General features: G+C 62.3%; 20 protein-coding genes. 8 read left to right on the forward strand and 12 right to left on the reverse strand.

What is annotated here, in order from left to right; all coding sequences use genetic code 11:
* Positions 1 to 12: 12 nt before the first annotated feature.
* The gene (locus tag CH92_RS00550) at positions 13 to 2,220 is read right to left on the reverse strand and encodes a TonB-dependent hemoglobin/transferrin/lactoferrin family receptor (RefSeq protein ID WP_080689954.1); all 2,208 of its coding nucleotides are present in this window, start codon (positions 2,218 to 2,220) and stop codon (positions 13 to 15) included.
* Positions 2,221 to 2,371: 151 nt separating this feature from the next.
* On the opposite strand from CH92_RS00550, the gene CH92_RS00555 reads away from it, so the two are divergent.
* From CH92_RS00555 to CH92_RS00570, 4 genes are read left to right on the forward strand one after another with little or no spacing between them, the layout of a single operon-like run.
* On the forward strand, positions 2,372 to 3,430 hold the full coding sequence (locus tag CH92_RS00555; RefSeq protein ID WP_025239852.1) for a hemin-degrading factor: 1,059 nt from the start codon (positions 2,372 to 2,374) through the stop codon (positions 3,428 to 3,430).
* Positions 3,431 to 3,432: 2 nt separating this feature from the next.
* Complete coding sequence (locus CH92_RS00560; RefSeq protein ID WP_038622653.1) at positions 3,433 to 4,311, forward strand: heme/hemin ABC transporter substrate-binding protein; 879 nt, start codon at positions 3,433 to 3,435, stop codon at positions 4,309 to 4,311.
* Positions 4,308 to 5,345, forward strand: coding sequence for a FecCD family ABC transporter permease (locus CH92_RS00565; protein ID WP_025239854.1), 1,038 nt, complete (start codon positions 4,308 to 4,310; stop codon positions 5,343 to 5,345). The genes CH92_RS00560 and CH92_RS00565 overlap by 4 nt, the downstream gene beginning before the upstream one ends.
* Positions 5,345 to 6,112: a heme ABC transporter ATP-binding protein gene (locus CH92_RS00570; protein ID WP_025239855.1), complete on the forward strand. Its 768-nt coding sequence runs from the start codon at positions 5,345 to 5,347 to the stop codon at positions 6,110 to 6,112. The genes CH92_RS00565 and CH92_RS00570 overlap by 1 nt, the downstream gene beginning before the upstream one ends.
* Before the next feature lie 211 nt (positions 6,113 to 6,323).
* Here the strand turns inward: CH92_RS00570 and CH92_RS00575 are convergent, their stop codons facing one another.
* The 5 genes from CH92_RS00575 to CH92_RS00600 all read right to left on the reverse strand — a co-directional run bounded on the left by CH92_RS00575 (position 6,324) and on the right by CH92_RS00600 (position 12,153).
* Positions 6,324 to 8,186, reverse strand: coding sequence for a lipase family protein (locus CH92_RS00575; RefSeq protein ID WP_235206180.1), 1,863 nt, complete (start codon positions 8,184 to 8,186; stop codon positions 6,324 to 6,326).
* A 298-nt stretch (positions 8,187 to 8,484) separates the two neighbouring features.
* Positions 8,485 to 9,216, reverse strand: a complete 732-nt coding sequence (locus CH92_RS00585; RefSeq protein WP_025239858.1) for a hypothetical protein — start codon at positions 9,214 to 9,216, stop codon at positions 8,485 to 8,487.
* Between the two features lie 298 nt (positions 9,217 to 9,514).
* Positions 9,515 to 10,288 carry a MetQ/NlpA family ABC transporter substrate-binding protein gene (locus CH92_RS00590; protein WP_025239859.1) on the reverse strand — a complete coding sequence of 258 codons (774 nt, stop codon included), beginning with the start codon at positions 10,286 to 10,288 and terminating at the stop codon, positions 9,515 to 9,517.
* Between the two features lie 177 nt (positions 10,289 to 10,465).
* The gene (locus CH92_RS00595) at positions 10,466 to 11,131 is read right to left on the reverse strand and encodes a methionine ABC transporter permease (RefSeq protein WP_025239860.1); all 666 of its coding nucleotides are present in this window, start codon (positions 11,129 to 11,131) and stop codon (positions 10,466 to 10,468) included.
* Entirely contained in the window at positions 11,131 to 12,153 is a 1,023-nt protein-coding gene (locus CH92_RS00600) for a methionine ABC transporter ATP-binding protein (protein WP_025239861.1), read from the reverse strand. Before CH92_RS00600 ends, CH92_RS00595 begins: the two co-directional genes overlap by 1 nt.
* Positions 12,154 to 12,416: 263 nt before the next feature.
* Here CH92_RS00600 and katE point away from each other — a divergent pair, with 263 nt between their 5' ends.
* Positions 12,417 to 14,561, forward strand: a complete 2,145-nt coding sequence (gene katE, locus CH92_RS00605) for a catalase HPII (protein WP_423832779.1) — start codon at positions 12,417 to 12,419, stop codon at positions 14,559 to 14,561.
* A gap of 69 nt (positions 14,562 to 14,630) precedes the next feature.
* Here the strand turns inward: katE and CH92_RS00610 are convergent, their stop codons facing one another.
* From CH92_RS00610 to zur, 4 genes are all read right to left on the reverse strand, one after another.
* A complete protein-coding gene (locus CH92_RS00610; RefSeq protein WP_025239863.1) occupies positions 14,631 to 15,131 on the reverse strand; it encodes a M48 family metallopeptidase in 501 nt (166 codons plus the stop codon).
* A gap of 82 nt (positions 15,132 to 15,213) precedes the next feature.
* Positions 15,214 to 16,002: a zinc ABC transporter permease subunit ZnuB gene (gene znuB / locus CH92_RS00615; RefSeq protein WP_025239864.1), complete on the reverse strand. Its 789-nt coding sequence runs from the start codon at positions 16,000 to 16,002 to the stop codon at positions 15,214 to 15,216.
* Positions 16,002 to 16,772 (reverse strand): zinc ABC transporter ATP-binding protein ZnuC, encoded by a 771-nt coding sequence (gene znuC / locus CH92_RS00620; RefSeq protein WP_025239865.1) that lies wholly within the window; start codon positions 16,770 to 16,772, stop codon positions 16,002 to 16,004. The genes znuB and znuC overlap by 1 nt, the downstream gene beginning before the upstream one ends.
* Complete coding sequence (gene zur, locus CH92_RS00625) at positions 16,769 to 17,254, reverse strand: zinc uptake transcriptional repressor Zur (protein ID WP_025239866.1); 486 nt, start codon at positions 17,252 to 17,254, stop codon at positions 16,769 to 16,771. Before zur ends, znuC begins: the two co-directional genes overlap by 4 nt.
* Before the next feature lie 65 nt (positions 17,255 to 17,319).
* Between zur and znuA the strand changes: the two genes are divergently transcribed.
* The 3 genes from znuA (at position 17,320) to CH92_RS00640 (ending at position 21,392) form a co-directional block, all read left to right on the forward strand.
* On the forward strand, positions 17,320 to 18,345 hold the full coding sequence (gene znuA, locus CH92_RS00630) for a zinc ABC transporter substrate-binding protein ZnuA (RefSeq protein ID WP_025239867.1): 1,026 nt from the start codon (positions 17,320 to 17,322) through the stop codon (positions 18,343 to 18,345).
* Between the two features lie 150 nt (positions 18,346 to 18,495).
* Entirely contained in the window at positions 18,496 to 20,646 is a 2,151-nt protein-coding gene (locus CH92_RS00635; protein WP_025239868.1) for an adenosylcobalamin-dependent ribonucleoside-diphosphate reductase, read from the forward strand.
* Positions 20,647 to 20,696: 50 nt separating this feature from the next.
* Positions 20,697 to 21,392, forward strand: coding sequence for an NrdJb (locus tag CH92_RS00640; protein WP_025239869.1), 696 nt, complete (start codon positions 20,697 to 20,699; stop codon positions 21,390 to 21,392).
* Positions 21,393 to 21,743: 351 nt separating this feature from the next.
* Here CH92_RS00640 and ppnN read toward each other — a convergent pair whose 3' ends face one another.
* Together ppnN and CH92_RS00650 are read right to left on the reverse strand one after the other, a co-directional pair.
* The gene (gene ppnN, locus CH92_RS00645; protein ID WP_025239870.1) at positions 21,744 to 23,117 is read right to left on the reverse strand and encodes a nucleotide 5'-monophosphate nucleosidase PpnN; all 1,374 of its coding nucleotides are present in this window, start codon (positions 23,115 to 23,117) and stop codon (positions 21,744 to 21,746) included.
* Between the two features lie 368 nt (positions 23,118 to 23,485).
* Positions 23,486 to 24,436 (reverse strand): homoserine kinase, encoded by a 951-nt coding sequence (locus CH92_RS00650; protein ID WP_025239871.1) that lies wholly within the window; start codon positions 24,434 to 24,436, stop codon positions 23,486 to 23,488.
* Between the last annotated feature and the right edge of the window lie 12 nt (positions 24,437 to 24,448).

Below are 24,448 nucleotides of genomic sequence, written 5' to 3' on the forward strand. Positions count from 1 at the left end.
GCCTGTGGTCTGTCAGATCGACCAGACGATATTCACTGAGGCATTGCGCCCCGGCTGGGTCAGGCGGTCGAGGTTGGCGGGGGCGAGGAAGCCTGCCTCGCCGGTACTGTCGTAGCCGCGCACGTCATCCCATAGCCAATAAGTCTTGTCCGTCAGGTTATAGAGTCCGGCGTTCAGCGTGACGTCCGGGGTGATGCGGTAGTAGCCGGTCAGGTCGAGCACGCCGAAACCAGGCGTGCGGAACTGAGTGCTGCCGTCGGCGGCGTTGTAGGTATCGTCGTCGACACGCGTTTTGCGGCGGACCAGCGTCCAGTTGAGCAGGGCGCCGTAGTTTCCATCCGCCTCGTCATAACCCAGGCCGAATACGCCGGTCAGCGGGTTGACGCTGTTGAGTGGCTTGCCGGTGTCCTGATTCTCGCCCCAGGCATAGGCGATCGAGCCCTGGGAGTAGAGGCCGGAAGGCAGGCCGAAGGCATCGAGTTCCAGGCGCCCATGGGCCTCGAGGCCGCGAATCACGGCCTTGTCGATATTGGTGGACTGGAAGGTGGTGTAGCTGCCGCCACCGCCGAGCGCGTCTTCTTCAATGAAGTCACGGTAGCGGTTGTAGAAGGCCGCCAGGCCGAAGCGGCCCTTTTCGAACTGGCCGCGCAGGCCCACTTCGATGCCTTTGCTGGTTTCCGGGTCAAGGTTTGAGTTGCCGATCACTTGGTAGCCGCCCGCCTCGTTGGTGAAGTTGCCGTACAGGGCCTTGGCGGTCGGGGTGCGGAAGCCTTCGGCATACTGACCATAGGCCGTGTATTGCTCGCTCAGCTCATAGGTGATGCCGAGCTTGGGCGAGACGCGGTGCCAGGTCTTGTCGTCGAGGTCGACCTCGTCGGCGCTGACCGTGGACAGGTAGGCCGCGGTGGCTTTCGGGTCCAGGGTTTCATGGTCGTAGCGCAGCCCGGGAAGGAAGGCCCAGCGCCCGTATTCGATGCTGTCCTGCATGAACAGGCCCCAGGTCTGCACGGTAGGGTCAGGGAAGTCGCTGGCATATACCGGATTGGCGCTGCCGGTGCGCAGGCCGGTCACCTCGCTTTGCTGATAGCTCAGGCCGTAGGTGAGGTGGTGGGCGGTCTGGCCGAGGGCGAAGCGCTTGTCGAACTGGTTATCCAGCGTCCAGTTCTGCTCCTGGTAGGTCGTCTTGCGGTATTTGCTCGAGGCACTGTTGGGCTGGTAGGTGCGCTCGTCGGTGCCGGCGTTCTGGTAGCTCAGCCGCGCCGTCCAGCTGTCAGCGATCGCTGTGTCCAAAGCCAGTCGGTTCTCCAGGCTGTAACGCTCACGCTCGACTTCATTGACCACGTTGCGGCCAACATACGCCTGGGTGGGAAAGCCGAACAAGGCGGTCGGGGCACTCAGGATGTCGCCGTCCATGCGCGAGCGGTAGTGCTCGTAGGTGAACTTCAGCTGGTTGGCCTCGCCGTAGTGGTAGCCGAGCTTGGCCAGCACGTTGTAGGCCTCGTTGCTCTCCGGGTTGGCTTCGCTGCGGCTGGTTCCGGTGCCGCCGATGCCGCCTTGGGTCTCGGTTTCGTCGCCGCTGCGCTTGCTGTAGTGCAGCAGTCCTTCGAACGCATCCTGGCGCCCAGCGACGGTGGCCGAGCCCAGCCAGCTGTTGTCCGCCGAGCTGTAACCGGTCTTGAAGCGCGCGCCGACGTCCTTGCCCGGCTTGATGATGTCGTCGGGGTTCAACGTGTAATAGCTGACGGCGCCGCCGATGGCGCTGCTGCCGTAAAGCGCCGAGGCCGGGCCATGGAGTATCTCGACCGCGCGGATGATTTCCGGGTCGACGTAGTTGCGCCGGGTGTTGGCGTAGGGTCCGAAGGCGTAGGCGTCCGGTACTTCGACACCGTCGATCTGAGTCAGGACGCGATTACCATCGATGCCGCGGATGTTGTAGCCGCTTGCTCCAGAAGCATGCCCGGTGCCGCCGACGGAGACGCCAGGCTGATTACGCACTAGGTCTTTGATGTCGTTGACGTTCTGCTGATCGAGCGCCTCGCGTTCGATGACCGTCACGCTGGCAGGTACTTCATCCACGGGCGTCTGCGAGCGTGTCGCGCTGATGGTGGTGCTGGGCAGCTGCATGGGTTCGGCGGCAAACGCGATCGCTGGCGTGAAGGCCAGCAGCGCAAGGCCTGAACCAAGGGAAGAGAGGCAAGGCTTGTACTTCATGGGATGCATTCCTGTGCAGTTTGGCGCGGCAGATCCTAGGCTTGAATTCAGCAGATGTAAATCATTCGCATTTGATAATGAGTTTGAATTGGCTGTAAGCTTTGCTGCCTCCGGCCCGTCAGCAGGCCGTCCCCTCTCTTTTTTCAAGGAAGCACTAGAGATGCCGCTTACCGCTACTTCTTCCACGCTGTACCAGAACTGGCAGGCCCTGCGTCAGACGCAGCCGATGCTGCGCGCTCGCGACGCGGCGGCTGCGCTGGGGATCAGCGAGGCCGAGCTGGTGGCCAGCAGGTTGGGTATAGACGCCACCCGCCTGGAGCCGAATTGGCGCGAACTGCTGCCTGCCCTTGAGTCGCTCGGCCGAATCATGGCGCTGACGCGCAACGAGAATTGTGTACATGAGCGCAAGGGCATCTACCGGGAGACGAGCATTGGCGGCGGCGGGCAGATGGGGCTGGTGGTCTCGCCAGACATCGACCTGCGCCTGTTTCTCGCCGGCTGGTCCAGCGCATTTGCGATCGACGAGCAGACTCCGAAAGGCATGCAGCGCAGCCTGCAAGTCTTCGATCACCAGGGCGTCGCGGTGCACAAGGTCTATCTGACCGAGACCAGCGCTCTAGACGCCTGGGAGGCGCTGGTCGAGCGTTTCGCCGCGCCCGCTCAGAACGTGGTGCTTGATCTGCAGCCGCGCGGGCCGAAACCGAAAGATCTGGCCGATGATGAGATCGATGTCGAGTCCCTGCGTCACGGCTGGGCCGAGCTGAAGGACACCCACCATTTCTTCGCGCTGCTGAAAAAGCACGGTGCGCAACGCACCCAGGCGCTGCGGCTGGCGGGGCGCGATTGGGCCGAGCGCTTGCCGCTAAACGAGCTGCCGGTGCTGTTCGAGGGCGCAGCCGCTGCGCAGATGCCCATCATGGTGTTCGTCGGCAATCGTCACTGCATCCAGATCCACACCGGGCCGGTCAACAACCTGCGCTGGATGCACCACTGGTTCAACGTGCTGGATCCGGATTTCAACCTGCATCTCGACACCCGCGGCATCACCGAGCTGTGGCGGGTGCGCAAGCCGAGCAGCGATGGCGTGATCACCAGCCTGGAGGCGTTCGATGCCGACGGCGAGCTGGTGGTCCAGCTGTTCGGTGCCCGCAAACCCGGCATTCCCGAGCGTGACGATTGGCGTGCGTTGGCCGAAGCGCCGGCCGCGTTGGAGGGATGAGCATGCGCAAATCAGTGGCGTCACTACTGCTGGTGCTGGTCAGCGCTGCGGCTCACGGCGAATCATTGCCGCAACGCTGGGTCAGTGCGGGCGGCTCGTTAACCGAGTGGGTGGTCGCCCTGGGCGGCGAGTCCCGGCTGGTCGGTGTCGACACCACCAGCCAGCACCCAGACTCGGTGCAGGCGCTGCCGAGCATCGGCTATCAGCGCCAGCTGGCGGCAGAAGGCATTCTCGCATTGAGCCCCGAGATCTTGATCGGTACGGAAGAGATGGGCCCGCCGACCGTGCTGGAGCAGTTACGCGGCGCTGGCGTCGAGGTCACGACACTCTCTGCCGCGCCAGACCCCCAGGCGTTGTCCAGCAATCTCGAGACGCTGGGCCGCCTGCTGGGTGAACCCGCGCGCGCTACGCAGTTGCTAGATGACTATCGAAAACGGCTGAAAGACCAGCACGAATGGATCACCAAGGCCCGGGCCGCACAGGCGGCGCCCGGCGTGCTGCTGTTGCTGGGGCAGGGTGGCGGGAACCTGCTGGTGGGCGGTCAGGAAACCAGTGCCGACTGGCTGATCGATCAGGCCGGCGGTCGTAATCGGGCCAGCCACAGCGGCTTCAAGCCGCTCTCCAGCGAGGCCCTGACCGCGCTCGATCCGGATGTGCTGATCATCACCGACCGCAGCCTCCAGGGCGACGCGATGCGTGAGGCCCTGCTGGCCCGTCACCCTGCCTTGGCCTCGTTGCGTGCGGTGCGCGAGTCGCGGATCTACAGCCTCGACCCGACCCTGCTGGTCGGCGGGCTCGGGCCGCGCTTGCCTGCAGAGCTGGCGGCGCTGTCCGCAGCCTTTTATCCTCACGCGCAGGCCCTTACCGACATATCCCGATGACCCGCGTTTTATCCCCACGCCCGCTGTTCGCACTGCTGGCGGTCTTGCTGCTGCTGTCCGTCTGGTTGTCGCTGGCGTTGGGACCGGTCAGCCTTGCGCCGGGCGACACCTGGCGCGCAGTCCTTAACCTCGCGGGGATGGGCGACGCCGATCCGCAGCTGGCCCAGGCCGAACTTATCCTCGGGCAGATCCGTTTGCCGCGCACGCTGCTGGGGCTCGCGGTCGGTGCGGTGCTGGCCTTGACCGGCGTGGCGATGCAGGGACTATTTCGCAACCCCCTTGCCGACCCGGGGCTGATCGGCGTATCCAGTGGCGCGGCTTTAGGCGCCGCGGTGGCCATCGTCTTTGGCTCCGCCGTTGGTGGTATGCCAGCTGCGTTCGAGCCTTATCTCTTGTCAGCCAGCGCTTTCGCCGGCGGGCTGGCGGTGACTGCCACGGTGTATCGGCTGGGCCGGCGCGACGGTCAGACCAGCGTCGCCACCATGCTGCTAGCGGGGATTGCATTGACCGCGCTGGCAGCGGCCACCATCGGCCTGTTCTCCTACCTCGCCGACGACGCCACGCTGCGTACCTTGACGTTCTGGAACCTTGGCAGCCTCAACGGTGCGAGCTATGCACGGCTCTGGCCGTTGCTGCTGATTGCCGCCGGGGTCGCGCTCTGGTTGCCGCGCCGGGCAGCCGCCCTCAACGCGTTGCTATTGGGCGAATCCGAAGCGCGCCACCTCGGCTTTTCGGTCGAGGGGCTCAAGCGCGAGCTGGTGTTTCTTACGGCCCTCGGCGTCGGTGCGGCGGTGGCCGCGGCGGGGCTGATCGGCTTTATCGGCCTGGTGGTGCCGCACCTGATTCGCCTGCTCAGCGGGCCGGATCATCGCGTACTGTTGCCCGCTTCGGCGCTGGCGGGTGCCAGTCTGCTGCTGTTTGCCGACCTGCTGGCGCGCCTGCTGCTGGCACCGGCCGAGCTGCCAATCGGCATCGTCACGGCGCTGCTCGGCGCGCCCTTTTTCCTGTTCCTGCTGGTCAGGGGGCGCAACTGATGCTCCGCGCGGAGAACCTAGAGGTGCGCCGCGGTACACGTTGCGTCCTGCAGGGCATCGACCTGGACCTGCGGGCTGGAGAGATCTTTGGCGTACTGGGGCCGAATGGCGCAGGCAAGAGCACCCTGCTCGGTGCCCTCAGCGGTGAACTCGCGGCCAATGCCGGGCGGGTCCTGTTGGCGGATCGTCCCCTACATGACTGGCCGACGCGCGAACGCGCCCAGCGTTTGGCCGTGTTGCCACAGCAGTCCAGCCTGAGCTTTGGCTTTCGCGTGGAAGAGGTGGTCGCCATGGGCCGGCTGCCGCACGCCGAAGGGCGCGCGGCGGATCTACTCATCGTCGAACAGGCGTTGGCGGCCGCCGATGCCAGCCACCTCGAAGATCGCAGCTACCTGTCCCTGTCCGGAGGTGAACGGCAGCGGGTACACCTGGCCCGCGTCCTGGCGCAGCTCTGGCCCGGCGCTGAAGGCCGGGTACTACTGCTCGACGAGCCGACCTCTGCCCTTGATCCCCTGCATCAGCACAGCACCTTGCAGGCGGTACGCGGCTTTGCCGAGCGCGGCGCGGCCGTATTGGTGATCCTCCATGACCTCAACCTGGCGGCGCGCTACTGTGATCGACTGTTGCTGCTGCACGAAGGGCGCGCGCATCTGCAGGGTTCGGTCGAAGCCGTGCTGCAAACAGAGCCCCTGCGTGAGGTGTTCGGCCTGGACGTGCTGGTGCAGCGCCATCCCGAGCGAGGGCACCCACTGGTGGTGGTGCGCTAACGTGCTGTGCGAGGGTGCCCGGATGGTCAAGATTGCAGGAATGTGTTTAGCGTGTGGGCCGCGCTTCGCCAGGCACCGGTGCTAAACGCACACGGAGGTGGTGGGTCGAAGCTGACTAATCCAAAGGGCAAGAAGGCAGATACGTTCGGGCACCGTCTCTGCTTTAAGCATCCTGGGCCGTCCGCTTAACCGAGTTTGTCGAATCCGTCTCTCAGGCGTATCGGCGTTCCGGACGTCTCGTTATCTCGGCCAGTTGTTCAGCTCTTTGGTTTTGTTCCAGTGCTCGCCATTGGGCGACCAATTCGGGCAAGTCGCCCCGATTAATCAAGTCGCCGAACACGTTGGTCGCGGTCAGGCGTCTGCCCGCCTCGTTTAGCAGCCGTTCTTTCGCACGCCCCAGCGCTGCTCGTTGTTGCCTGCTAAGGGAGCGTGCCAGGGCGATGCCAGCGTCGTACATCTGGCGGAGCTCCAAATCGGATTTGTTATAGAAGCGAGAGTCGTGGCGCACTCTTACTGCCCGGCGAAACTCCATAAAATCTCGCGGCTGCCAACTGTCCAGCTCGGCTTCGGCGAGCTGGATCAACCGGTCGATGTCGTGGATCTCACCGGGCGTAAACAAGACACCTTCCCGCTCCTCAACGCTTGCATGCCAGCGCAGCAGCGTAGTGAGCATGGCACGGCTGTAGCCACTGTCGGAGGAATGCTCTGCGCCGGCGAAAGCCTGTTCGATGAAGGCCATTCGCTTTGGCATGTCGCCCTGCAGATCAATCGCACCGGCATAACGCGCACAGGCCTGTTCGTCGATCAATGCGCAGTCGGGTTGCCAGAGTATGGAGGCTTCGCTGCCACCGTTGGGCTTGCGGGGCACGAAGTGGCGTTGTTGACCATGGTGCTCGTATGGGTCGCCCTGCAGGTTGAGCAGCCCACCCAGGAGCAGCGCCACACCCAGCAAGGGTGAGCTGAACAGCACCACGGTACCGGCGCTGGCCAGCTTCCACTCGGCATCCAGCCAGGTGAAGGGGACGGCGGGGATAGGGTCGTTGTGATTGACGAGGCGGTGATGGACAAGCCCTTGGGCACTTTGCACAAAGGCTCGGTCGCCGGCGCGTGGGGCGCCGAAGGTGTACAGCATCATCTGCGGTTGTGATGGGAGCATTCTGATCCACTCCGCTAAGAGCAATGCAACGGCGCCGCCGAGACTGTGCCCACAAATGATTAGGGTCTGCTCGCCAGTGTAGAAGGCTTCCATATAGCGCTGAACGAAAACCTTGACGGCCTGGAACGAGTCATAAAATCCTCGGTGGGCTTGACCGGTGCCTTCAGCGTACGGGACCTGGCGGGCGTCAAGATCTCGCAATATATCTGGCGTTCCCAGTGTGCCCCGCACCGAGATGAGCATGAGCTTGTCGTTATGGGCGATGAAGGCCTGGGAGTCCGTCTCTTCATCGTAGAGAAAATGCACGTCTTCGGGATTAGCCCAGCCTTTAACGGCCTCGCTCTGATAGCGATCCGGATCATAGGGCATGATTTCCAGCCTTTTGGAATAGGGCACTTCTTCGTAGAGCAGCTGGTAACTGGCGTTATCGAACGTCGTGGCTTTTTCCAGCCGGGCCAGTTGCTCGCGCAGCACATGCCCAATGCTCCCGCTGCGGCTATAGGGGGGCGGACTGGAGGCATAAGCACCATCCGGCTGCTTCGGTTCGCCGAACGGCGCATACACGAAGGTGCTCATTACGGCCAAATGGTAGGCGTTGATTGCGCAGAAATTCTTGTCGCGCGAGAGCAGCGGGCTGTAGGCCCGGAGCGCCTTGACTTCCAATACCTGATGACAATTGGGCTTCAGTGCTATGCCGGTGCACTTGGACGCCTGCCCAGCGTTGTGCTTAAGCATGGCGGAAGGCTTTGGCTGCCAGGCTGGATCAGGGTCGGGTAGATGCCCCTTGGCCTCGACCAGGTCGCTAACTTCTACGCGCAGAAAGTGAGCGCTTTCCAGTACGGCGCGCTCTTCTGCCAGATAGGTACGGCCATCAGATCGGCGGGGGCCAGATGGGGATTGCTCAGCAGCGATCTGCAAGTTGGTCAGAGGTATCTTGAAGGAGTCTCTGATGGTCAGTTCTTCGTACCACGAATCAATTTCGCCGCTGTCCAGCGTGGACAGATCAAGAACTGCTGGACCGCAGTGAATGCCACTAATGATTGCTAAACCGTCACTAGCGTTCCCTGATATCGTTGCCGCTGGCTGTCGTGCAGCGTATAGCTAAGTCTTGCGTAAGGCTTTCCGTCACCATGTTCGTCAACCAGGCGAAAGCTGATCCAGTCCTTTCGTTGAGGGCAGACCAGTGTTTTCGAATTTCCCGCTTTGTTCATGTCATTCATCCCTGATCATTCTTGCAATTGGGATAGACGGTGCATTTCTGACCGTTCATTTGAAACGTTTTGAATACCGGCGGCATCTGGCAACGCTGCCAACCTTCTTTTGGTAAACATGGCTTCCATCCTTCCGGAAATTTGAGCCATGTGTCGTTTCTGTACGGCCGTTCCTCTGGGTCGGTCTGAATATCCAACCGAACCGTCTTGCCCGGCAACTCGTCACGCACCAGATGAGCGCCCGCTCCTTTGCAGCTCAGCAATTTCGATAGCTCAAGGTAGAGCTTGCTGACCTGAAACAGCCAGGTGCATTCAGCCGTCTTGCTCAGGTGGCCATCGCTATCAAAAGCAGGCGCGCCTTGCGGCAGTGTCTCGACCAGCACCAAGCCGCCATTGTCATAGGTGCGTTGCCAGTCCTTGTCGCCGTAGCGGCCATGAATGTATAGCCCAACTCGGGCCAGCTGCATTTCGCAGAGGCCGTCGCGGTAGCTGACGGGAATGCTGAAGCGATACTGCTGGGATGTACTCTGAAAGCCACTCTCGAATGAGCGTGCCTGGCTGCGACCCTTACAGTCGTTGGCGACGCCGTAATGCGCTTGGGCACGCATGGAGAAGTTAGCGGGTAGCTGCCCTTCAAACGTAAACCTGTCACCAGTGAGCGTGGCCATAGAGCTGCAGGCGTTCAGTGCTGTCGCGAGTAAGGAAAGGCCGAATAGTCGAGCAAAGATATTTCGCATCCTTTGTAACTCCCTACAGATGGGTCAGCTGGATGTCGAAGAGGTGGGGTTGTTTGATGCCCTTAATGGCTAGGTAAATCTGGGTCGCTTGCGCGTGCATGTTGGCTCCGTCCATGGAGGTAGTTGGCCACTGAAGACTGACGCACTGACCGGTCGGGCTCAACAGCAGGCGGTCCGCGACATGAATCAATTCACTTAAAGGATTGCTCGCTATGCCCAGGTTCCTTTTTTGTCCGGCGACCCTCCCATAAAAAACCCCGCACAGGGCGGGGTTCTAAGGGCGGCAGCTGACTTGCAATTAAAACGCCGGAACTACGGCACCCTTGTACTTCTCATTGATGAACTGCTTCACCTCTTCGCTGTGCAGCGCCTCGGCCAGCTTCTGCATGGCAGCGCTGTCCTTGTTGTCCGGACGGGCCACGAGGATGTTCACATAAGGCGAATCGCTGCCTTCGATGAACAGAGCGTCCTCGGTCGGGTTGAGCTTGGCTTCCAGCGCGTAGTTGGTGTTGATCAGCGCCAGGTCGACCTGGGTCAGCACGCGTGGCAGGGTGGCGGCTTCCAGCTCACGGATCTTGATGTTCTTCGGGTTCTCGGCGATGTCCTTCGGCGTGGCGGTGATGCCGGCACCGTCCTTCAGGGTGATCACACCCGCCTTCTGCAACAGCAGCAGGGCACGGCCGCCATTGGTGGCGTCGTTGGGGATGACGACCGTGGCGCCATTGGGCAGCTCCTCCAGCGACTTCAACTTGCTGGAATAGGCGCCGAAAGGCTCGATGTGCACGCCAGCAACGCTGACCAGTTCGGTGCCCTTGCCCTTGTTGAATTCATCCAGGTACGGCTGATGCTGGAAGAAATTGGCGTCCAGGCGCTTTTCGGCCACCTGGATGTTTGGCTGCACATAGTCAGTGAAGACTTTCACTTTCAGGTCGACGCCCTGTTCGGCCAGCTGCGGTTTGACGAATTCGAGGATCTCGGCGTGCGGAACGGCCGTCGCGGCGACGTTCAGCTCATCGGCAGCCTGGGCGGAGAAGGCCGCGACAGCGGCAAGGGCGGCAAGCAGTTTTTTCATGAAAAGCTCCTGTCTGATTCGACGAGATGATCGCCGAGTATCTGTGGTTGAGAATGTTGCGAGCGATGGCTAGGCGAGGCGAAATCATCCGAAAAGATGGAATTCACCAGTGAGCACGTTCCGATGCTTCCAACGCTGCATAGCCGAGCGCAGTTATCTTCATGGTGGGTTAGGCAATTATTTACGGGAAAAGTGAGTCACCAGCTTGTCACCGACGCTTTGCAGCACCTGCACCAGGACGAGTAGCAGAACGACGGTGACCACCATGACGTCGGTCTGGAAGCGCTGGTAGCCGAAACGGATGGCCAGGTCGCCGAGCCCGCCCGCACCCACCACGCCGGCCATGGCGGTGTAGGAGACGAGGGTGATGGCCGTGACCGTCACGGCGGCGATGATGCCCGGACGCGCCTCGGGCAGCAGGGCGCTGAAAATGATCTGTCGGGTGGTGGCGCCCATCGCCTGGGTTGCCTCGATGATGCCGCGGTCGACCTCACGCAGGGCGGTTTCCACCAGTCGTGCGAAGAACGGCGCAGCGCCCACCACCAACGGTGGAATGGCTCCGGCGACGCCCAGCGAAGTGCCGGTGATCAGAACCGTGAAGGGAATCATCACGATCAGCAGGATGATGAACGGCAGCGAGCGCAGCACGTTGACCACGAAGGAAAGGAAAGCGTACAGCGGGCCGTTCTCGAACAGCTGACGCGGACCGGTGAGAAATAGCAGCACGCCCAGCGGCAGGCCCAACAGGATGGTGAACAGCAGCGAACCGCCGAGCATCAGCAGGGTGTCCAGCGTGGCCAGCCAGATCTCGTACCAGTCGACGTTTGCCAATAGAGCTTCCATCAGCGCACTACCTCCACGTGTACGTCTGCGGCGTCCAGGCGGGCCAGGGCGGCAGCCATGTCACCCCCGACCAGCGCCAGGGTCAGCTGGCCGTAGGGCGTGTCCTTGATACGGTCGATGCGCCCCGAAAGGATGCTGAAGTCCACCCCGGTTTCCCGCGCCACAGTGCCCAGTAGCGGCTTGTAAGTGGCGTCGCCCTGAAAGGTCAGGCGCAGAATGCGGCCCGGTACATGGGCGAAATCGTCGCGCTGTTCGCCTTCGTCTACGGCCTCGTCTTCCAGTACGAAACGCTGAGTGGTGGGGTGTTTGGGGTGCAGGAATACTTCGGTAACCAGCCCTTGTTCGACGATCTCGCCACCGTCCATCACCGCGACGCGGTCGCAAACACGGCGGATCACGTCCATTTCGTGGGTGATCAGCACAATGGTCAGCTTCAGCTCTGCATTGATTTCCCCAAGCAGCTGCAGCACCGAGGCCGTGGTCTGCGGATCAAGCGCGCTGGTGGCTTCGTCGCAGAGCAGAATGTCCGGCTCGGTGGCCAGCGCGCGGGCAATGCCGACGCGCTGCTTCTGGCCGCCGGAAAGCTGTGCCGGGTATTTGCGCGCCTGATCTTTAAGGCCGACACGCTCGAGCAGCGCGGCGACACGGGCGTCGATTTCGCTGCGTGAGTGGTTGCCGGCCAGGCGCAGCGGCATGGCGACGTTGTCCGCGACCGTCTTGGACATCAGCAGGTTGAAGTGTTGGAAAATCATCCCGACACGCTGGCGGAAGCGCCGCAGGCCGTCGGCATCCAGTGCCGTGACATCCTCATCGTTAACCAGAATTCGCCCACCGGACGGTTCTTCCAGCCGGTTGATCAGCCGCAGCAGGGTGCTTTTACCCGCACCGGAATGGCCGATCAGGCCGAACACTTCGCCGGCTCCAATACGCAGGTCGGTCGGTTTGAGCGCAGGGATTTCACGGCCTGCGCCTCGGCGCCCGGTAACCCGGTAGGTTTTATGGACTTGCTGGAATTCAATCACGGGCGAACCTTGTGGGTGCGGTCGTCAGTGCCGGGATAGTCGGCGAAAGACGTGCATTCTACGCGTTTGCAGGGCTGCGGCGTAGCGAACCCGCAGCCATAGGCAAACACCATCGGGCAGATAGATTGATCAAATCGCCCTGAAGCGCAACCTTGCGCGGCTGTGACAGGTCACTAACCGGTACGCCGTGAATTGATCAAGTGTTGGGCCTGAAGCGGCCCGGTTTCTTCGCGGTTCAGCACACCTGCTCAACCGAGGCCATGATGATCCATAACAAAGACCCAAAGCACAGCGAGCTCGCCGGTACCGACACGGTCGACCGCAAGAATCACAATGCCAAACTCGATGATCTGGAAGTCTCGCGCAGCGATGCTACGGGCGAGGCCTTGACCACCAACCAAGGTGTGAAGATCGCTGATAACCAGAACACGCTGAAGGCTGGCGAGCGCGGCCCTTCGCTGCTCGAAGATTTCATCATGCGCGAGAAGCTCACCCACTTCGACCATGAGCGCATTCCGGAGCGCATCGTCCATGCACGTGGTTCGGCAGCCCATGGTGTGTTCGTCAGCTACGACGACCACAGCGCGCTGACAAAGGCCTCTTTCCTGGCCGGCAAGGGCAAGGAGACGCCGGTGTTTGTGCGCTTCTCCACCGTGCAGGGCTCGCGTGGATCGGCCGATACGGTGCGCGACGTGCGCGGCTTCGCCACCAAGTTCTACACCGACGAAGGCATCTTCGATCTGGTCGGCAACAACATGCCGGTGTTCTTCATCCAGGACGCGATCAAATTTCCCGACTTCGTGCATGCGGTCAAACCCGAGCCGCACAACGAGATCCCCCAGGGCCAGTCGGCCCACGACAGTTTCTGGGATTTCGTCTCGCTGACGCCTGAGTCGGCGCATATGGTGATCTGGGCCATGTCCGATCGCGGCATTCCGCGCAGCCTGCGCGCCATGGAGGGCTTCGGCGTGCACACCTTCCGCCTGATCAATGCCGAAGGCGTGAGCCGTTTCGTCAAGTTCCATTGGAAGCCAGTCGCCGGGGCCTTCTCGTTGGTCTGGGACGAGACCCTGAAGCTGGCCGGCAAGGACCCGGACTTCAACCGCCGTGACCTGTGGGAGTCCATCGAGATGGGCGACTACTTCGAGTGGGAACTGGGCGTGCAAGTGGTCGAGGAAGCCGATGAGCACAAGTTCGACTTCGACTTGCTCGACCCGACCAAGATCATCCCGGAAGAGCTGGTGCCGGTACAGAAGCTTGGAAAGATGACCCTCAACCGCAACCCGGATAATTTCTTTGCCGAGACCGAGCAGGCCGCCTTCCACATCGGCCATATCGTGCCCGGCATCGACTTCACCAATGATCCGCTGTTGCAGGGCCGTCTGTTTTCCTACACCGACACCCAGTTGCTGCGCCTCGGTGGGCCGAACTTCCACGAAATCCCGATCAACCGATCGATAGCGCCGGTGCACAACAACCAGCGCGATGCTTTCCATCGGCAGACGATCAACAAGGGCCGCGCCAACTACGAGCCCAACTCCATCGACAGCGGCTGGCCGAAGGAAACCCCGCCCGCGGCCAGCGGCGGCGGCTTCGAGAGCTATCCCGAGCGTATGGAAGGGCACAAAGTGCGGGTGCGCAGCCCGTCGTTTGCGGACCATTTCACGCAGGCCACGCTGTTCTGGAACAGCATGAGCGCACCGGAGAAGGAACACATCATCGGTGCCTACAGCTTCGAACTGGGCAAGGTCGAGCGGGTGTTCATCCGTGAGCGCCAGGTCAACGAGATCCTCGCCAATATCGATCTGGAGCTGGCGCGCCGGGTTGCCGAGAACATCGGCGTAACGCCGCCAACCGCACCGACTGTCAGCACCAAGCAGCCTAACCCGGCCAGCTCGCCAGCGCTGAGCCTGATGAATCACCTGTCGGGCAATATCAAGTCGCGCAAGGTTGCCATCCTCATTGCCAACGGTGTGGACGGCAACGCTATCGAGGCGTTCAAGAACAAGCTGGCCGATGAAGGCGCGCTGGCCAAGCTGATCGGCCCGTCGCCGGCACCGGTCAAGACCGCCGACGGTAAGATGCTGACGCCTGACGCGGCCATGGACGGTATGCCCTCGATTGCCTTCGATGCAGTCTTCGTCCCGGGCGGAGCGCAAAGTGTGCAGGCCATGACCAAGTCCGGCGTGGCCAAGCATTACCTGCTCGAAGCCTACAAACACCTCAAGCCTATAGCTGTACTAGGTGAAGCGCGTCAGCTACTGACGCTCCTCAACCTGCCGGAAGACGCTGGCTTGGTGAGCGGAGAGGATGCAGATGTAGGTACGGTGTTCGCGGCGTTTGCGCAGGCACTGGCACAACACCGCATCTGGGCGCGCGAGCCGCTAGCGGAGCAAGTACCGGCATAAAGCGAAGCGTCAGAAAGAGGCGGCCCGGTTGATTCCGGGCCGTTTTTTTTCGTCTGGCGAAGCGTGCCGTTAAGCCAGCTCCCGCCAATGCAGATAGCAGCGCAGGTCGAATTCGGTCTGCGCGTAGCCGGGCATCATGTATTCGCAGAGTTTGTAGAAGGCGCGGTTGTGGTCGCTCTCGCGCAGGTGCGCCAGTTCATGCACCACGATCATCTGCAGGAATTCCGGAGCCGCTTCCTTGAACAGCGCGGCGACACGGATTTCTTTCTTCGCCTTCAGCTTGCCGCCTTGCACGCGGGACACCGCAGTGTGCAGGCCCAACGCGCGATGGGTAAGGTCCAGGCGATTGTCGTAGAGCACCTTGTCGATGCCCGGTGCGCTTTTCAAGTGGGTTTGGCGCAGCTGCTGAACGTAGCCATACAGCGCCTTGTCGCTCTGCACTTGATGGCGCTGCGGATAGCGTCTCTCGAGGTAGTCTCCCAGCCGCCCTTCGGCGATCAATTGACGGACCTGTTGTTGCAAGACGTCCGGGTAACCTTGCAGATAGCGCAGGGAGGGGGTGGGGTTCATGTCTGTGCCGGTAGCGATGGGTCAGTGTTGTGTGGCTATAACCGCTGGGAATCGGTTGGTACGGCCGTCCGTGGCTCGAGGATCAGCCCGGGCGGCGACGCCAGGCGAAGCTCAGCAGGAACAGCGCCGCGGCCGATACCACGATCGACGGGCCGGCCGGAGTGTCCTTGAACCAGGACAACGATAGCCCCATGCAGACCGCCAACAGCCCCAGCAGGCTGGCGCCAAGGGCCATCTGCTCCGGTGTGCGGGCATGGCGTTGGGCCGCCGCGGCCGGAATGATCAGCAGCGACGTGATCAACAGGACGCCGACGATCTTCATTGCCACGGCGATCACGATGGCGATCAGCAACATCAGCGCCATCCGGATGGCCGCCACCGGCAGCCCTTCCACCTTCGCCAGTTCCTCGTGTACGGTCACCGCCAACAACGGCCGCCACAGCGGAATCAGCGTCAGCAGCACCAGCGCGCTGCCGCCAACAATCCAGGCCAGGTCGATTGGGCTGACGGCCAGCAGGTCGCCGAACAGATAGCCCATCAGGTCGATGCGTACGTCCTGCATGAAGCTCAGCGACACCAGCCCGAGCGAGAGGCTGCTGTGCGCGAGTATGCCCAGCAGCGTGTCCGACGCCAGCGGCTGGCGCTGCTGCAAGGTCACCAACAGCACCGCCAGCAGCACGCAGCAAACGATGACCGCCAGGGTCAGGTTGACCTCCAGCATCAGGCCCAGCGCCACGCCGAGGAGGGCGGAATGCGAGAGGGTATCGCCGAAATAGGCCATGCGCCGCCAGACCACGAAGGAACCAAGCGGGCCGGCGACCAGCGCCAGCGCAAGGCCGGCGAGTAGTGCATTGAGGAGGAAGTCAGGCATCAGTGCTTGCAATTCGGGCCGTGGACGTGGGGTTTGCCGGTGACCACGCTGCCGTGCAGGTCATGGCTATGGTCATGCTGGTGGTGGTAGACCGCGAGGCTACGCGCGTCCTGGCCGAACAGCTCGACGAAGGCCGGGTCCGTGCTGACCTGTTCCGGATGGCCGGAGCAACAGACGTGGCGATTCAGGCAAACCACCTGATCGGTGGCGCTCATCACCAGGTGCAGGTCATGAGACACCATCAGCACGCCGCAGCCGTAACGTTCGCGCAGCCGGCCGATTAATCGGTAGAGCTCGGCCTGGCCGGCGACATCGACGCCCTGTACCGGCTCGTCCAGCACCAGCAGCTCCGGCTCGCGCAGCAGTGCGCGCGCGAGCAGCACCCGTTGCATCTCACCGCCCGAAACGGACTGCAGCGGACTGTCGATCACCTGCTCGGCGCCGACTTCCTTCAGCGCAGCCAAGGCTCCGGCGCGATCCACGCCGGGCACCAAGCGTAGAAAACGCAGCACCGAGAGCGGCAGGGTGGGGTCGACGTGCAGCTTCTGTGGCATATAGCCGACACGCAGTTTCGGCTTGCGCCAGACCGTACCGCTGTCCGGCTTCAGCAGGCCGAGTACGGCGCGTACCAAGGTGGTCTTTCCGGCGCCGTTGGGACCGATCAGCGTGACGATTTCGCCGCGGTGCACCCGCAGTTCGGCGCCCTCGAGTACAGCCTGCTTGGCGAAATGCACATGAATATCATCCAGGCGGATCAGCGCCTCGCTCATGCGGCGCTCCGGCACGGCGCGCAGAGGCCGACCACTTCCACCGTCTGGCCTTCGACCTGGAAACCCACGCTGCGCGCGGCTTGATCGATGGCCTCGCTGATGCTCGGCTGTTCCAGCTCGATGGCGGTGTGACAGTTGCGGCAGATCAGGAACTGGCCCTGGTGTGGATGCTCGGGATGGTTGCAGCCAATAAAGGCGTTGAGCGAGGCGATGCGGTGCACCAAGCCGTTCTCCAGCAGGAAATCCAGCGCGCGGTAGACGGTGGGCGGTGCGGCGCGGCGGCCGTCCTGGGCCGTCAGTTCGGCAAGGATGTCATAGGCGCCGAGTGGCTTGTGACTTTGCCAGACCAACTCCAGCACGCGCTTGCGCAGTGCCGTCAAACGGACACCAGAGCGCTCGCAGAGCTGATCGGCTTCGGCCAGCGCATGGCTGACGCAGTGATCGTGGTCGTGGGGCGTGCAGGCCAGCGGAGACTTGGGCATGGGCGAAGACGAGGTGGCTTAGAGACGTTATTATGTTACCTATTCAGTTCAATCGAGTGTTGCCTGTGTTCCGTCTTTTTTCGATACCTCTTTTAGTAACCGCCAGCCTTTTCGGCACTGCCCAGGCCCATGCCGAGGTCGAGGTGCTGACCAGCATCAAGCCTCTGCAGCTGATCGCTGCTGCCGTTCAGGACGGTGTCGGCAAACCTGCGGTCCTGCTTCCACCCGGTGCCTCGCCCCATCATTACGCCATGCGTCCATCCGACGTACGGCAGATCCGCAGCGCTGATCTTTTTTACTGGATCGGCCCGGATATGGAAGGTTTTCTCTCGCCAGTGCTGGAGGGTCGCAAGGGACCGAACGTGGCGATGCAGTCGCTGCCCGGACTGACGCTGCGTCACTTCGGCGAGGCTGCCAACGAGCATGAGCATGAGCATCACGACGAGCATGCACACGAGGCGCATGGCGATCACTCCGAGCAGGCACATGATGAGCATGACGACCAGACTCATGAGGCAGCCGACGACCAAGCCGTCGATCACGACGAACACGACCATGCCCACCGCCCCGGCAGCCTGGACGCGCACCTCTGGTTGCTGCCCGCCAATGCCGTGAAGATCGCTGAAGGGATGGCGCAGGACATGGCTAAGGCAGATCCGGCTAACGCCAAGCGCTACCAAGCCAACCTCGCGGCGTTCAAGCAGCGGCTGGGTGCGCTCGATAAGCGGCTCAGCCAGCGTCTGAGCAAGATCCGAACCAAGCCTTTCTTCGTCTTTCACGAAGCCTATGAGTATTTCGAAGCCGCCTATGGGATCCAGCACGCCGGCGTCTTCACCGCTGGTGGCGAAGCCCAGCCCGGGGCGCGGCATGTTGCTGCGATGCGTGAACGCCTGGAGGAGGCCGGCCCGAGCTGCGTGTTTTACGAGCCTCCGGTTCGTCCGCGCCTGGCCGATAGCCTGACCCGCGGCCTACCGGTAAAGGTCGCCGAGCTGGACGCCCTGGGCTACGGCATCGATGCCTCCGCAGACGGTTATGAGCGGTTGATCGACAACCTCGGCAATTCGCTGGCCGGCTGCCTGGAATCGCTCTGATCCTTCATATCGAGCGCTCGATGCGAGCTTGGCACCGAGCGTTGATAGGGTCGTCCGTCGGTCAACTTGACGCCGGTCATCGTGCTTACGGCGCCTATGACTATGCTTCGTGCTGGGATTCCATTCCATTGACACGAGGATACGCAGCGCATGGCGAAGACGGACGGGCCCATTGCGGCTGACACGAATACCACGCTCCATATCGCCTTACAGGCGGCCTCCGAAGACATCTGGGCACAGAAATACCGTCTGACCCGCAAGGACGGCAGCGCCGTCGACGACAGCGTCGATGCGACCTGGCAGCGGGTCGCCCGCGCCCTTGCCGATGTCGAAACCGAAGAGACTCGTGAGCACTGGTATCAGCGGTTTCTCTGGGCGCTGCGCAACGGTGCGATTCCTGCCGGGCGGATCATTTCCAACGCCGGCGCGCAGGATTACAAGCCCGCCACGTCCACCATCAACTGCACCGTTTCCGGCACCATTGCCGACTCGATGGACGACATTCTCGGCAAGGTCCATGAAGCCGGACTGACCCTCAAGGCCGGCTGCGGCATCGGCTACGAGTTCAGTACCCTGCGCCCGCGGGGCTCCTTTGTCTCCGGGGCCGGCGCGCATACCAGCGGGCCGCTGTCGTTCATGGATATCTTCGACAAGATGTGCTTCACGGTCAGCTCAGCCGGCGGGCGCCGCGGCGCGCAGATGGGCACCTTCGATGTCGGCCATCCGGATGTGCGCGAATTCATTCGCGCCAAGCGCGAGGACGGCCGGCTGCGCCAGTTCAACCTCAGCCTGCTGGTCACTGATGAGTTCATGCAGGCGGTGGAGCGCGACGCCGACTGGCCGCTGATCTTCCCGTTGCACCTGAAAGAGAAAGCCGAGCTCGACCTTGAAGACCCGGAGCAAGTGCTCTGGCGCGAGTGGCCGAGCCATTACGGCTACATCGTTCGCGACGACGGCCTGGTGGCCTGCAAGATCTACGGCCGGGTCAAGGCGCGGCATCTGTGGGACATGATCATGGCGTCCACCTACGACTACGCCGAGCCGGGTTTCATCCTCATCGATAGGGTCAACCAGTTGAACAACAACTGGTGGTGCGAAGCGATCCGCGCCACCAATCCCTGCGGTGAACAGCCATTGCCGCCCTACGGCTCCTGTTTGCTGGGCTCGATCAACCTGACCCATTTCGTCATCGATCCCTTCGGTGTCGATGCCCGCTTCGACTGGGACAAGTATCGCGAAGTGGTGCGCGTGTTCACTCGGATCCTGGACAACGTGGTGGAGATCAACGGGTTGCCCCTGGCCCAGCAGCGCCATGAGATCGAGAGCAAGCGGCGCCACGGCATGGGCTTTCTTGGGCTGGGTTCGGCCCTGACGCTGCTCAAGCTGCGTTATGGCAGCGCCGAGGCCTGCGTATTCACCGAAGAGGTCGCGCGGGAGATGGCGCTGGTCGGCTGGGAACAGGCGCTGGAGCTGTCGATGGAAAAGGGTCCCGCGCCACTGCTGAGCGAAACGTTCGAAGTCACCGCCGAGATGCTGCGCAAGCGCCCAGAAATGACGAAGGATGGTTACAAACTGGGCGATCAGATACCCGGCCGTATACTGCACGCGAAATATTCCCGCTATATGCAAAAAATCGCCGAGTACGCGCCCGAACTGATCGAGGCGCTGGCCGGGCAGGGTGCGCGCTTCACTCATCACAGCTCGATTGCGCCCACCGGCACCATCAGTCTGAGCCTGGCCAACAACGCCTCCAATGGCATCGAGCCGAGCTTTGCCCATCACTACTCGCGCAACCTGATCCGCGCCGGGCGCAAGGCCAAGGAGAAGATCGAGGTGTTCAGCTACGAGTTGCTGGCTTATCGCACGCTGATCAACTCGCGGGCCAAGCCGGGCTCGACCGAGCCCGGCGAGCAGCTGCCGGATTATTTCATTACTGCCGACGACATCACCCCGACCCAGCACGTCGACATCCAGGCCGCGGCGCAGAAGTGGGTCGACTCGTCGATATCCAAGACGGCCAACGTGCCCACCGATTATCCGTTCGAGGCGTTCAAGGATATCTACCGCTACGCCTGGCGGCAGGGGCTGAAAGGCTGCACCACCTTCCGCTTCAACCCGGCGGCGTTCCAGGGCGTGCTGGTCAAGGAGGCCGACCTGGAGAAGACCCTGTACCGCTTCATCCTTGAAGACGGCAGCGTGGTCGAGCTCAAAGGCAATGAAGAAGTCGAATACGACGGTGAGGTCAATTCCGCCGCCAATTTGTTCGACGCCCTCAAGGAAGGTTACTACGGCAAGTACTGAGCCCCGATTGATAGCCGGGCGGCGCCTGTCGTCCGGATGGAGAAGCTGCAATGACCGTCAAGATCACTCAACGCATCAAGGGCTTCAAGGTCGTCGACGAGACCCTGGAGCGCCCAGCCGCCACTCCTGACAACACCACCGCCAAAGCCAAAGTGGTGGAGATGGACGAAAGCCTGCAGCGGCCGGAAATCCTGGTCGGCATGACCTACAAGATCAAATCGCCGTTGTTCGAGCATGCGCTGTACGTCACCGTCAACGACGTGGTGCTCAACGCCGGCACGCCTTACGAACAGCGGCGTCCGTTCGAGATATTCATCAACTCCAAGAACATGGATCACTTCCAGTGGATCGTCGCGCTCACGCGGATCATGTCCGCGGTGTTCCGCAAGGGTGGCGATTGCACCTTTCTGGTCGAGGAGCTGAAAGCAGTGTTCGATCCCCGTGGCGGCTACCTCAAGAAGGGCGGCGTCTACATGCCCTCCATCGTCGCCGAAATCGGCGGCGTGCTGGAGCGCCACCTGATCCACATCGGCATGCTCGAAGGCCATGCGCTAGATGAAACCCAGCTCAAATACCTGGCCGAAAAGCGCGCTGCCTACGAAGCCAGTCAAGGCGCCGTGACAGTCGAGCCGGGCGAAGGCTTCCCCGCCGGCGCGCAGTTATGTAGCAAGTGCAACACCCAGGCGGTGGTGCAGATGGACGGCTGTGCGACGTGTCTTAACTGCGGCAACTCGAAGTGTGGGTGAGAACCCAGTCTAGGACCTGCTGCGCCTCGGTCCTGCTGCGCTAAAACAGCCATGGCGCCTGCCCTCATCGGAAAGCCGCTTGCGGTGGAGCACCTTAGCCGCGCCGGTCCCGTATGGTGGGCTTTAGCCCACCGAAGACTTTCGCTACGGATAGAGGAGACCTTACGGCGCGGGACAGACGGCGTTCTGCTCTGGCCCATTGACTCAGTCGGTGCCCTGTTTCGGGGGGCTGAAGCGGGGGGCTGAAGCGGAGCGCCGCCCGGCCCACCCTACGTAGACCGAACACAGCGTTTTGCGATGTGCCGGATCGACGGCACCGGTGGCACCGCTGCCGTTACGGGCCTGCAGGGTTCAGGTCACCACGCGATAGCACGGCTCGTACGGGCGGCCGCCGGGCAGTTTCATCCGGTGCTGTTCGACGAATGCCTGCAGCAGCTTGTCCAGGGGCTTCATGATCGCTGGATCGCCGTGGATTTCGTAGCGGCCGAACTGCTCGATGCGGCGGATGCCAGTGTCCTTGACGTTCCCCGCGACGATCCCGGAGAACGCCCGTCGCAGATTCGCTGCCAGCTCATGAGGCGGCACGGCTCGGGTCAGCTGCAGGCTGGCCATGTTTTCATGGGTCGGATCGAAGGGGCGCTGGAAGCCTTCCTCGATCTTCAATAGCCAGTTGAAATGGAAGGCATCGTTGCGTTCGCGGCGGAACTGCTTGACGGCCTTCAACCCCTCGACCATCTGCCGCGCCACCTCGGCCGGGTTGTCGATAATGATCTGGTAGAGGCTCTGGGCTTTTTCGCCGAGCGTGGCGCCGACGAAATCGCGAATCTGCTCCAGGTACGGCGCGGCGCTTTCCGGGCCGGTGAGGATGACCGGGAAGGGCACGTCACGGTTGTCCGGATGCAGCAGAATGCCCAGCAGGTAGAGGAATTCTTCTGCCGTACCGACGCCACCTGGGAAGATGATGATGCCGTGACCGACACGAACGAAGGCTTCAAGGCGCTTTTCGATATCCGGCAGGATCACCAGCTCGTTGACGATCGGGTTCGGCGCCTCGGCGGCGATGATGCCCGGTTCGGTCAGCCCCAGGTAACGGCCAGCGAGAATGCGTTGTTTGGCATGGGCTATGGTCGCGCCCTTCATCGGGCCCTTCATCACGCCAGGCCCGCAACCGGTGCAGATGTTCAGCTTACGCAACCCCAGTTCGTGGCCAACGCGCTTGCTGTATTTGTATTCCTCGGTGCTGATCGAGTGGCCGCCCCAGCAAACCACCATGTTCGGCTCGACCCCTGGGCGCAGCGTGCGAGCATTGCGCAGCAGATGGAATACGTAGTCGGTGATGCCTTGGGAGCTGCTGAGGTCGATACGCGGACTGCCCAGCTCGCTCTCGGTGTAGACGATGTCACGCAGCGCGCTGAAGAGCATCTCCCGGGTGCTGGCGATCATCTCGCCATCGACGAAGGCATCGGCGGGCGCGTTGAGCAGTTCCAGGCGCACGCCGCGATCCTGTTGGTGAATGCGCACTTCGAAGTCGTCGTAGGCTTCGAGAACGGTTTTGGCGTTATCGATGCGCGCACCGGTGTTGAGAATCGCCAGGACGCATTGGCGGAACAGCGTGTAGGTCGTGCCTGAACTGGCTTCGCTCAGTTGTTGAACTTCTCGTTGGGATAGCGTTTCCAGGCTGCCCTTGGGGCTTACCGAGGCATTGATTACGTAGCGTGAGGTCATTCGTTCTGTTCCCTGAAAACAATGCCACCGAGCCAGGCAGGTCAGGTGCATCAGGATTGTGATGTGCCCGGGTTGGGCCCGGGGCGCATGGTTACACGGGTTCGACAGCGCGACGCCAGGCGTTGATCGAACGCCTGCAGACGCAGGCTAGGGCGAAAGTCGGTCATCTTACCCCGGCCGCTTCGACGAACATGGGTGGGGCTTCTTGACGCCAGGGCCGCGGAAATGTTCCTCACGCCCCCTTATTGCCAGTGTCGCCGCCCAAAACTTCGACCGCAAACGGCGCCGATCGTCTTCGCTCGGGCGGAATGTTTGAGACGGCGCCGTTCCCACCAGGTGCCGCACGGCGTTCTGGCCGGCGGAACCGTTTAGAGCGCGAACGGCAATACGCTGTGGCAATGCTGGCGGGCAGCGAGCAGGTGGCGAAATTCGTCCGGATCCTTGATCAGCACGGGCTGGCCGGCGAAATTTTGTGCAGCGATCAGGCGCGAGAGCCAGAAGCGCACGCAGGCCACGCGCAGCATCGGTTTCCACAGCTCGGCTTCGGCCGGGGTGAACCGGCGCAGGCTGGAGTAGGCGGCCAGCAACGCCTGGCTGCGCTCTTCGTCGAGTTCGCCGTTGGGGTGTGAGCACCAATCGTTCACCGTGATGGCGATGTCGTAGAGCATCGGCCCGGCGCACGCATTGTAGAAGTCGATCACGCCGCTCAGGTGGGTGCCCTCGAACAGCACGTTGTCGCGGAACAGGTCGGCGTGCAGATTGGCGCGGGGCAGCGCGAGGATCTTCGGTTTCAGTTCGGCGATCTCTGCCAGACCGTCGCGTAGCAGGGGCAGTTGCTCCTCGGGCAGGGACATGGCGAGACTGGGACCTTCCGCTTGCATCCAGTCCAGGCCGCGGTCGCTGCGGCGTTCGATGATCTGCTCGCGAGTGGCCAAATGCAGTCGCGCCAACAGCCGACCGACTTCGGCGCAGTGGTGCGCATTGGGCGTAGCAACGTGCTTGCCAGGCAGCCGTGGCTGCAGCATCGCGGGCTTTTCCGCCAGGCTGCGCAGGGCTTCGCCACGCGCCGTGCGCAATGCGTAAGGCACCGGCAGGCGTGCCCGGTGCAGCACGTCGAGCAGTTCGATAAAGAACGGCAGGTCCTGGGTTGGGCCGCGTTCGACCAGCGTCAGGACATACTCGCCCTTTTCCAGGCTGACGAAGAAATTGCTGTTCTCGCTGCCCGCGGCGATGCCTTCGAAGTCGCGCAGGCGCCCGAGTTGATAGGGCGCCAGAAAGACTTCGAGTTCTTCGCGTTGCAGCGGAGTGAATACCGACATGAATGGCCTTCC

Origin of the sequence: Stutzerimonas stutzeri (genome assembly GCF_000590475.1) — a bacterium.
In the GTDB taxonomy this organism is placed as follows: Bacteria; Pseudomonadota; Gammaproteobacteria; order Pseudomonadales; family Pseudomonadaceae; genus Stutzerimonas; species Stutzerimonas stutzeri_D.

What these genes read in the sequence shown, in the direction of transcription:
- CH92_RS00550 (WP_080689954.1), bottom strand. Translation starts at nt 2,220, where the DNA reads ATGCATCCCATGAAGTACAAGCCTTGCCTCTCTTCCCTTGGTTCAGGC.
- CH92_RS00555 (WP_025239852.1), top strand. Translation starts at nt 2,372, where the DNA reads ATGCCGCTTACCGCTACTTCTTCCACGCTGTACCAGAACTGGCAGGCC.
- CH92_RS00560 (WP_038622653.1), top strand. Translation starts at nt 3,433, where the DNA reads ATGCGCAAATCAGTGGCGTCACTACTGCTGGTGCTGGTCAGCGCTGCG.
- CH92_RS00565 (WP_025239854.1), top strand. Translation starts at nt 4,308, where the DNA reads ATGACCCGCGTTTTATCCCCACGCCCGCTGTTCGCACTGCTGGCGGTC.
- CH92_RS00570 (WP_025239855.1), top strand. Translation starts at nt 5,345, where the DNA reads ATGCTCCGCGCGGAGAACCTAGAGGTGCGCCGCGGTACACGTTGCGTC.
- CH92_RS00585 (WP_025239858.1), bottom strand. Translation starts at nt 9,216, where the DNA reads ATGCGAAATATCTTTGCTCGACTATTCGGCCTTTCCTTACTCGCGACA.
- CH92_RS00590 (WP_025239859.1), bottom strand. Translation starts at nt 10,288, where the DNA reads ATGAAAAAACTGCTTGCCGCCCTTGCCGCTGTCGCGGCCTTCTCCGCC.
- CH92_RS00595 (WP_025239860.1), bottom strand. Translation starts at nt 11,131, where the DNA reads ATGGAAGCTCTATTGGCAAACGTCGACTGGTACGAGATCTGGCTGGCC.
- katE (WP_423832779.1), top strand. Translation starts at nt 12,417, where the DNA reads ATGATCCATAACAAAGACCCAAAGCACAGCGAGCTCGCCGGTACCGAC.
- CH92_RS00610 (WP_025239863.1), bottom strand. Translation starts at nt 15,131, where the DNA reads ATGAACCCCACCCCCTCCCTGCGCTATCTGCAAGGTTACCCGGACGTC.
- znuB (WP_025239864.1), bottom strand. Translation starts at nt 16,002, where the DNA reads ATGCCTGACTTCCTCCTCAATGCACTACTCGCCGGCCTTGCGCTGGCG.
- znuC (WP_025239865.1), bottom strand. Translation starts at nt 16,772, where the DNA reads ATGAGCGAGGCGCTGATCCGCCTGGATGATATTCATGTGCATTTCGCC.
- zur (WP_025239866.1), bottom strand. Translation starts at nt 17,254, where the DNA reads ATGCCCAAGTCTCCGCTGGCCTGCACGCCCCACGACCACGATCACTGC.
- CH92_RS00635 (WP_025239868.1), top strand. Translation starts at nt 18,496, where the DNA reads ATGGCGAAGACGGACGGGCCCATTGCGGCTGACACGAATACCACGCTC.
- CH92_RS00640 (WP_025239869.1), top strand. Translation starts at nt 20,697, where the DNA reads ATGACCGTCAAGATCACTCAACGCATCAAGGGCTTCAAGGTCGTCGAC.
- ppnN (WP_025239870.1), bottom strand. Translation starts at nt 23,117, where the DNA reads ATGACCTCACGCTACGTAATCAATGCCTCGGTAAGCCCCAAGGGCAGC.
- CH92_RS00650 (WP_025239871.1), bottom strand. Translation starts at nt 24,436, where the DNA reads ATGTCGGTATTCACTCCGCTGCAACGCGAAGAACTCGAAGTCTTTCTG.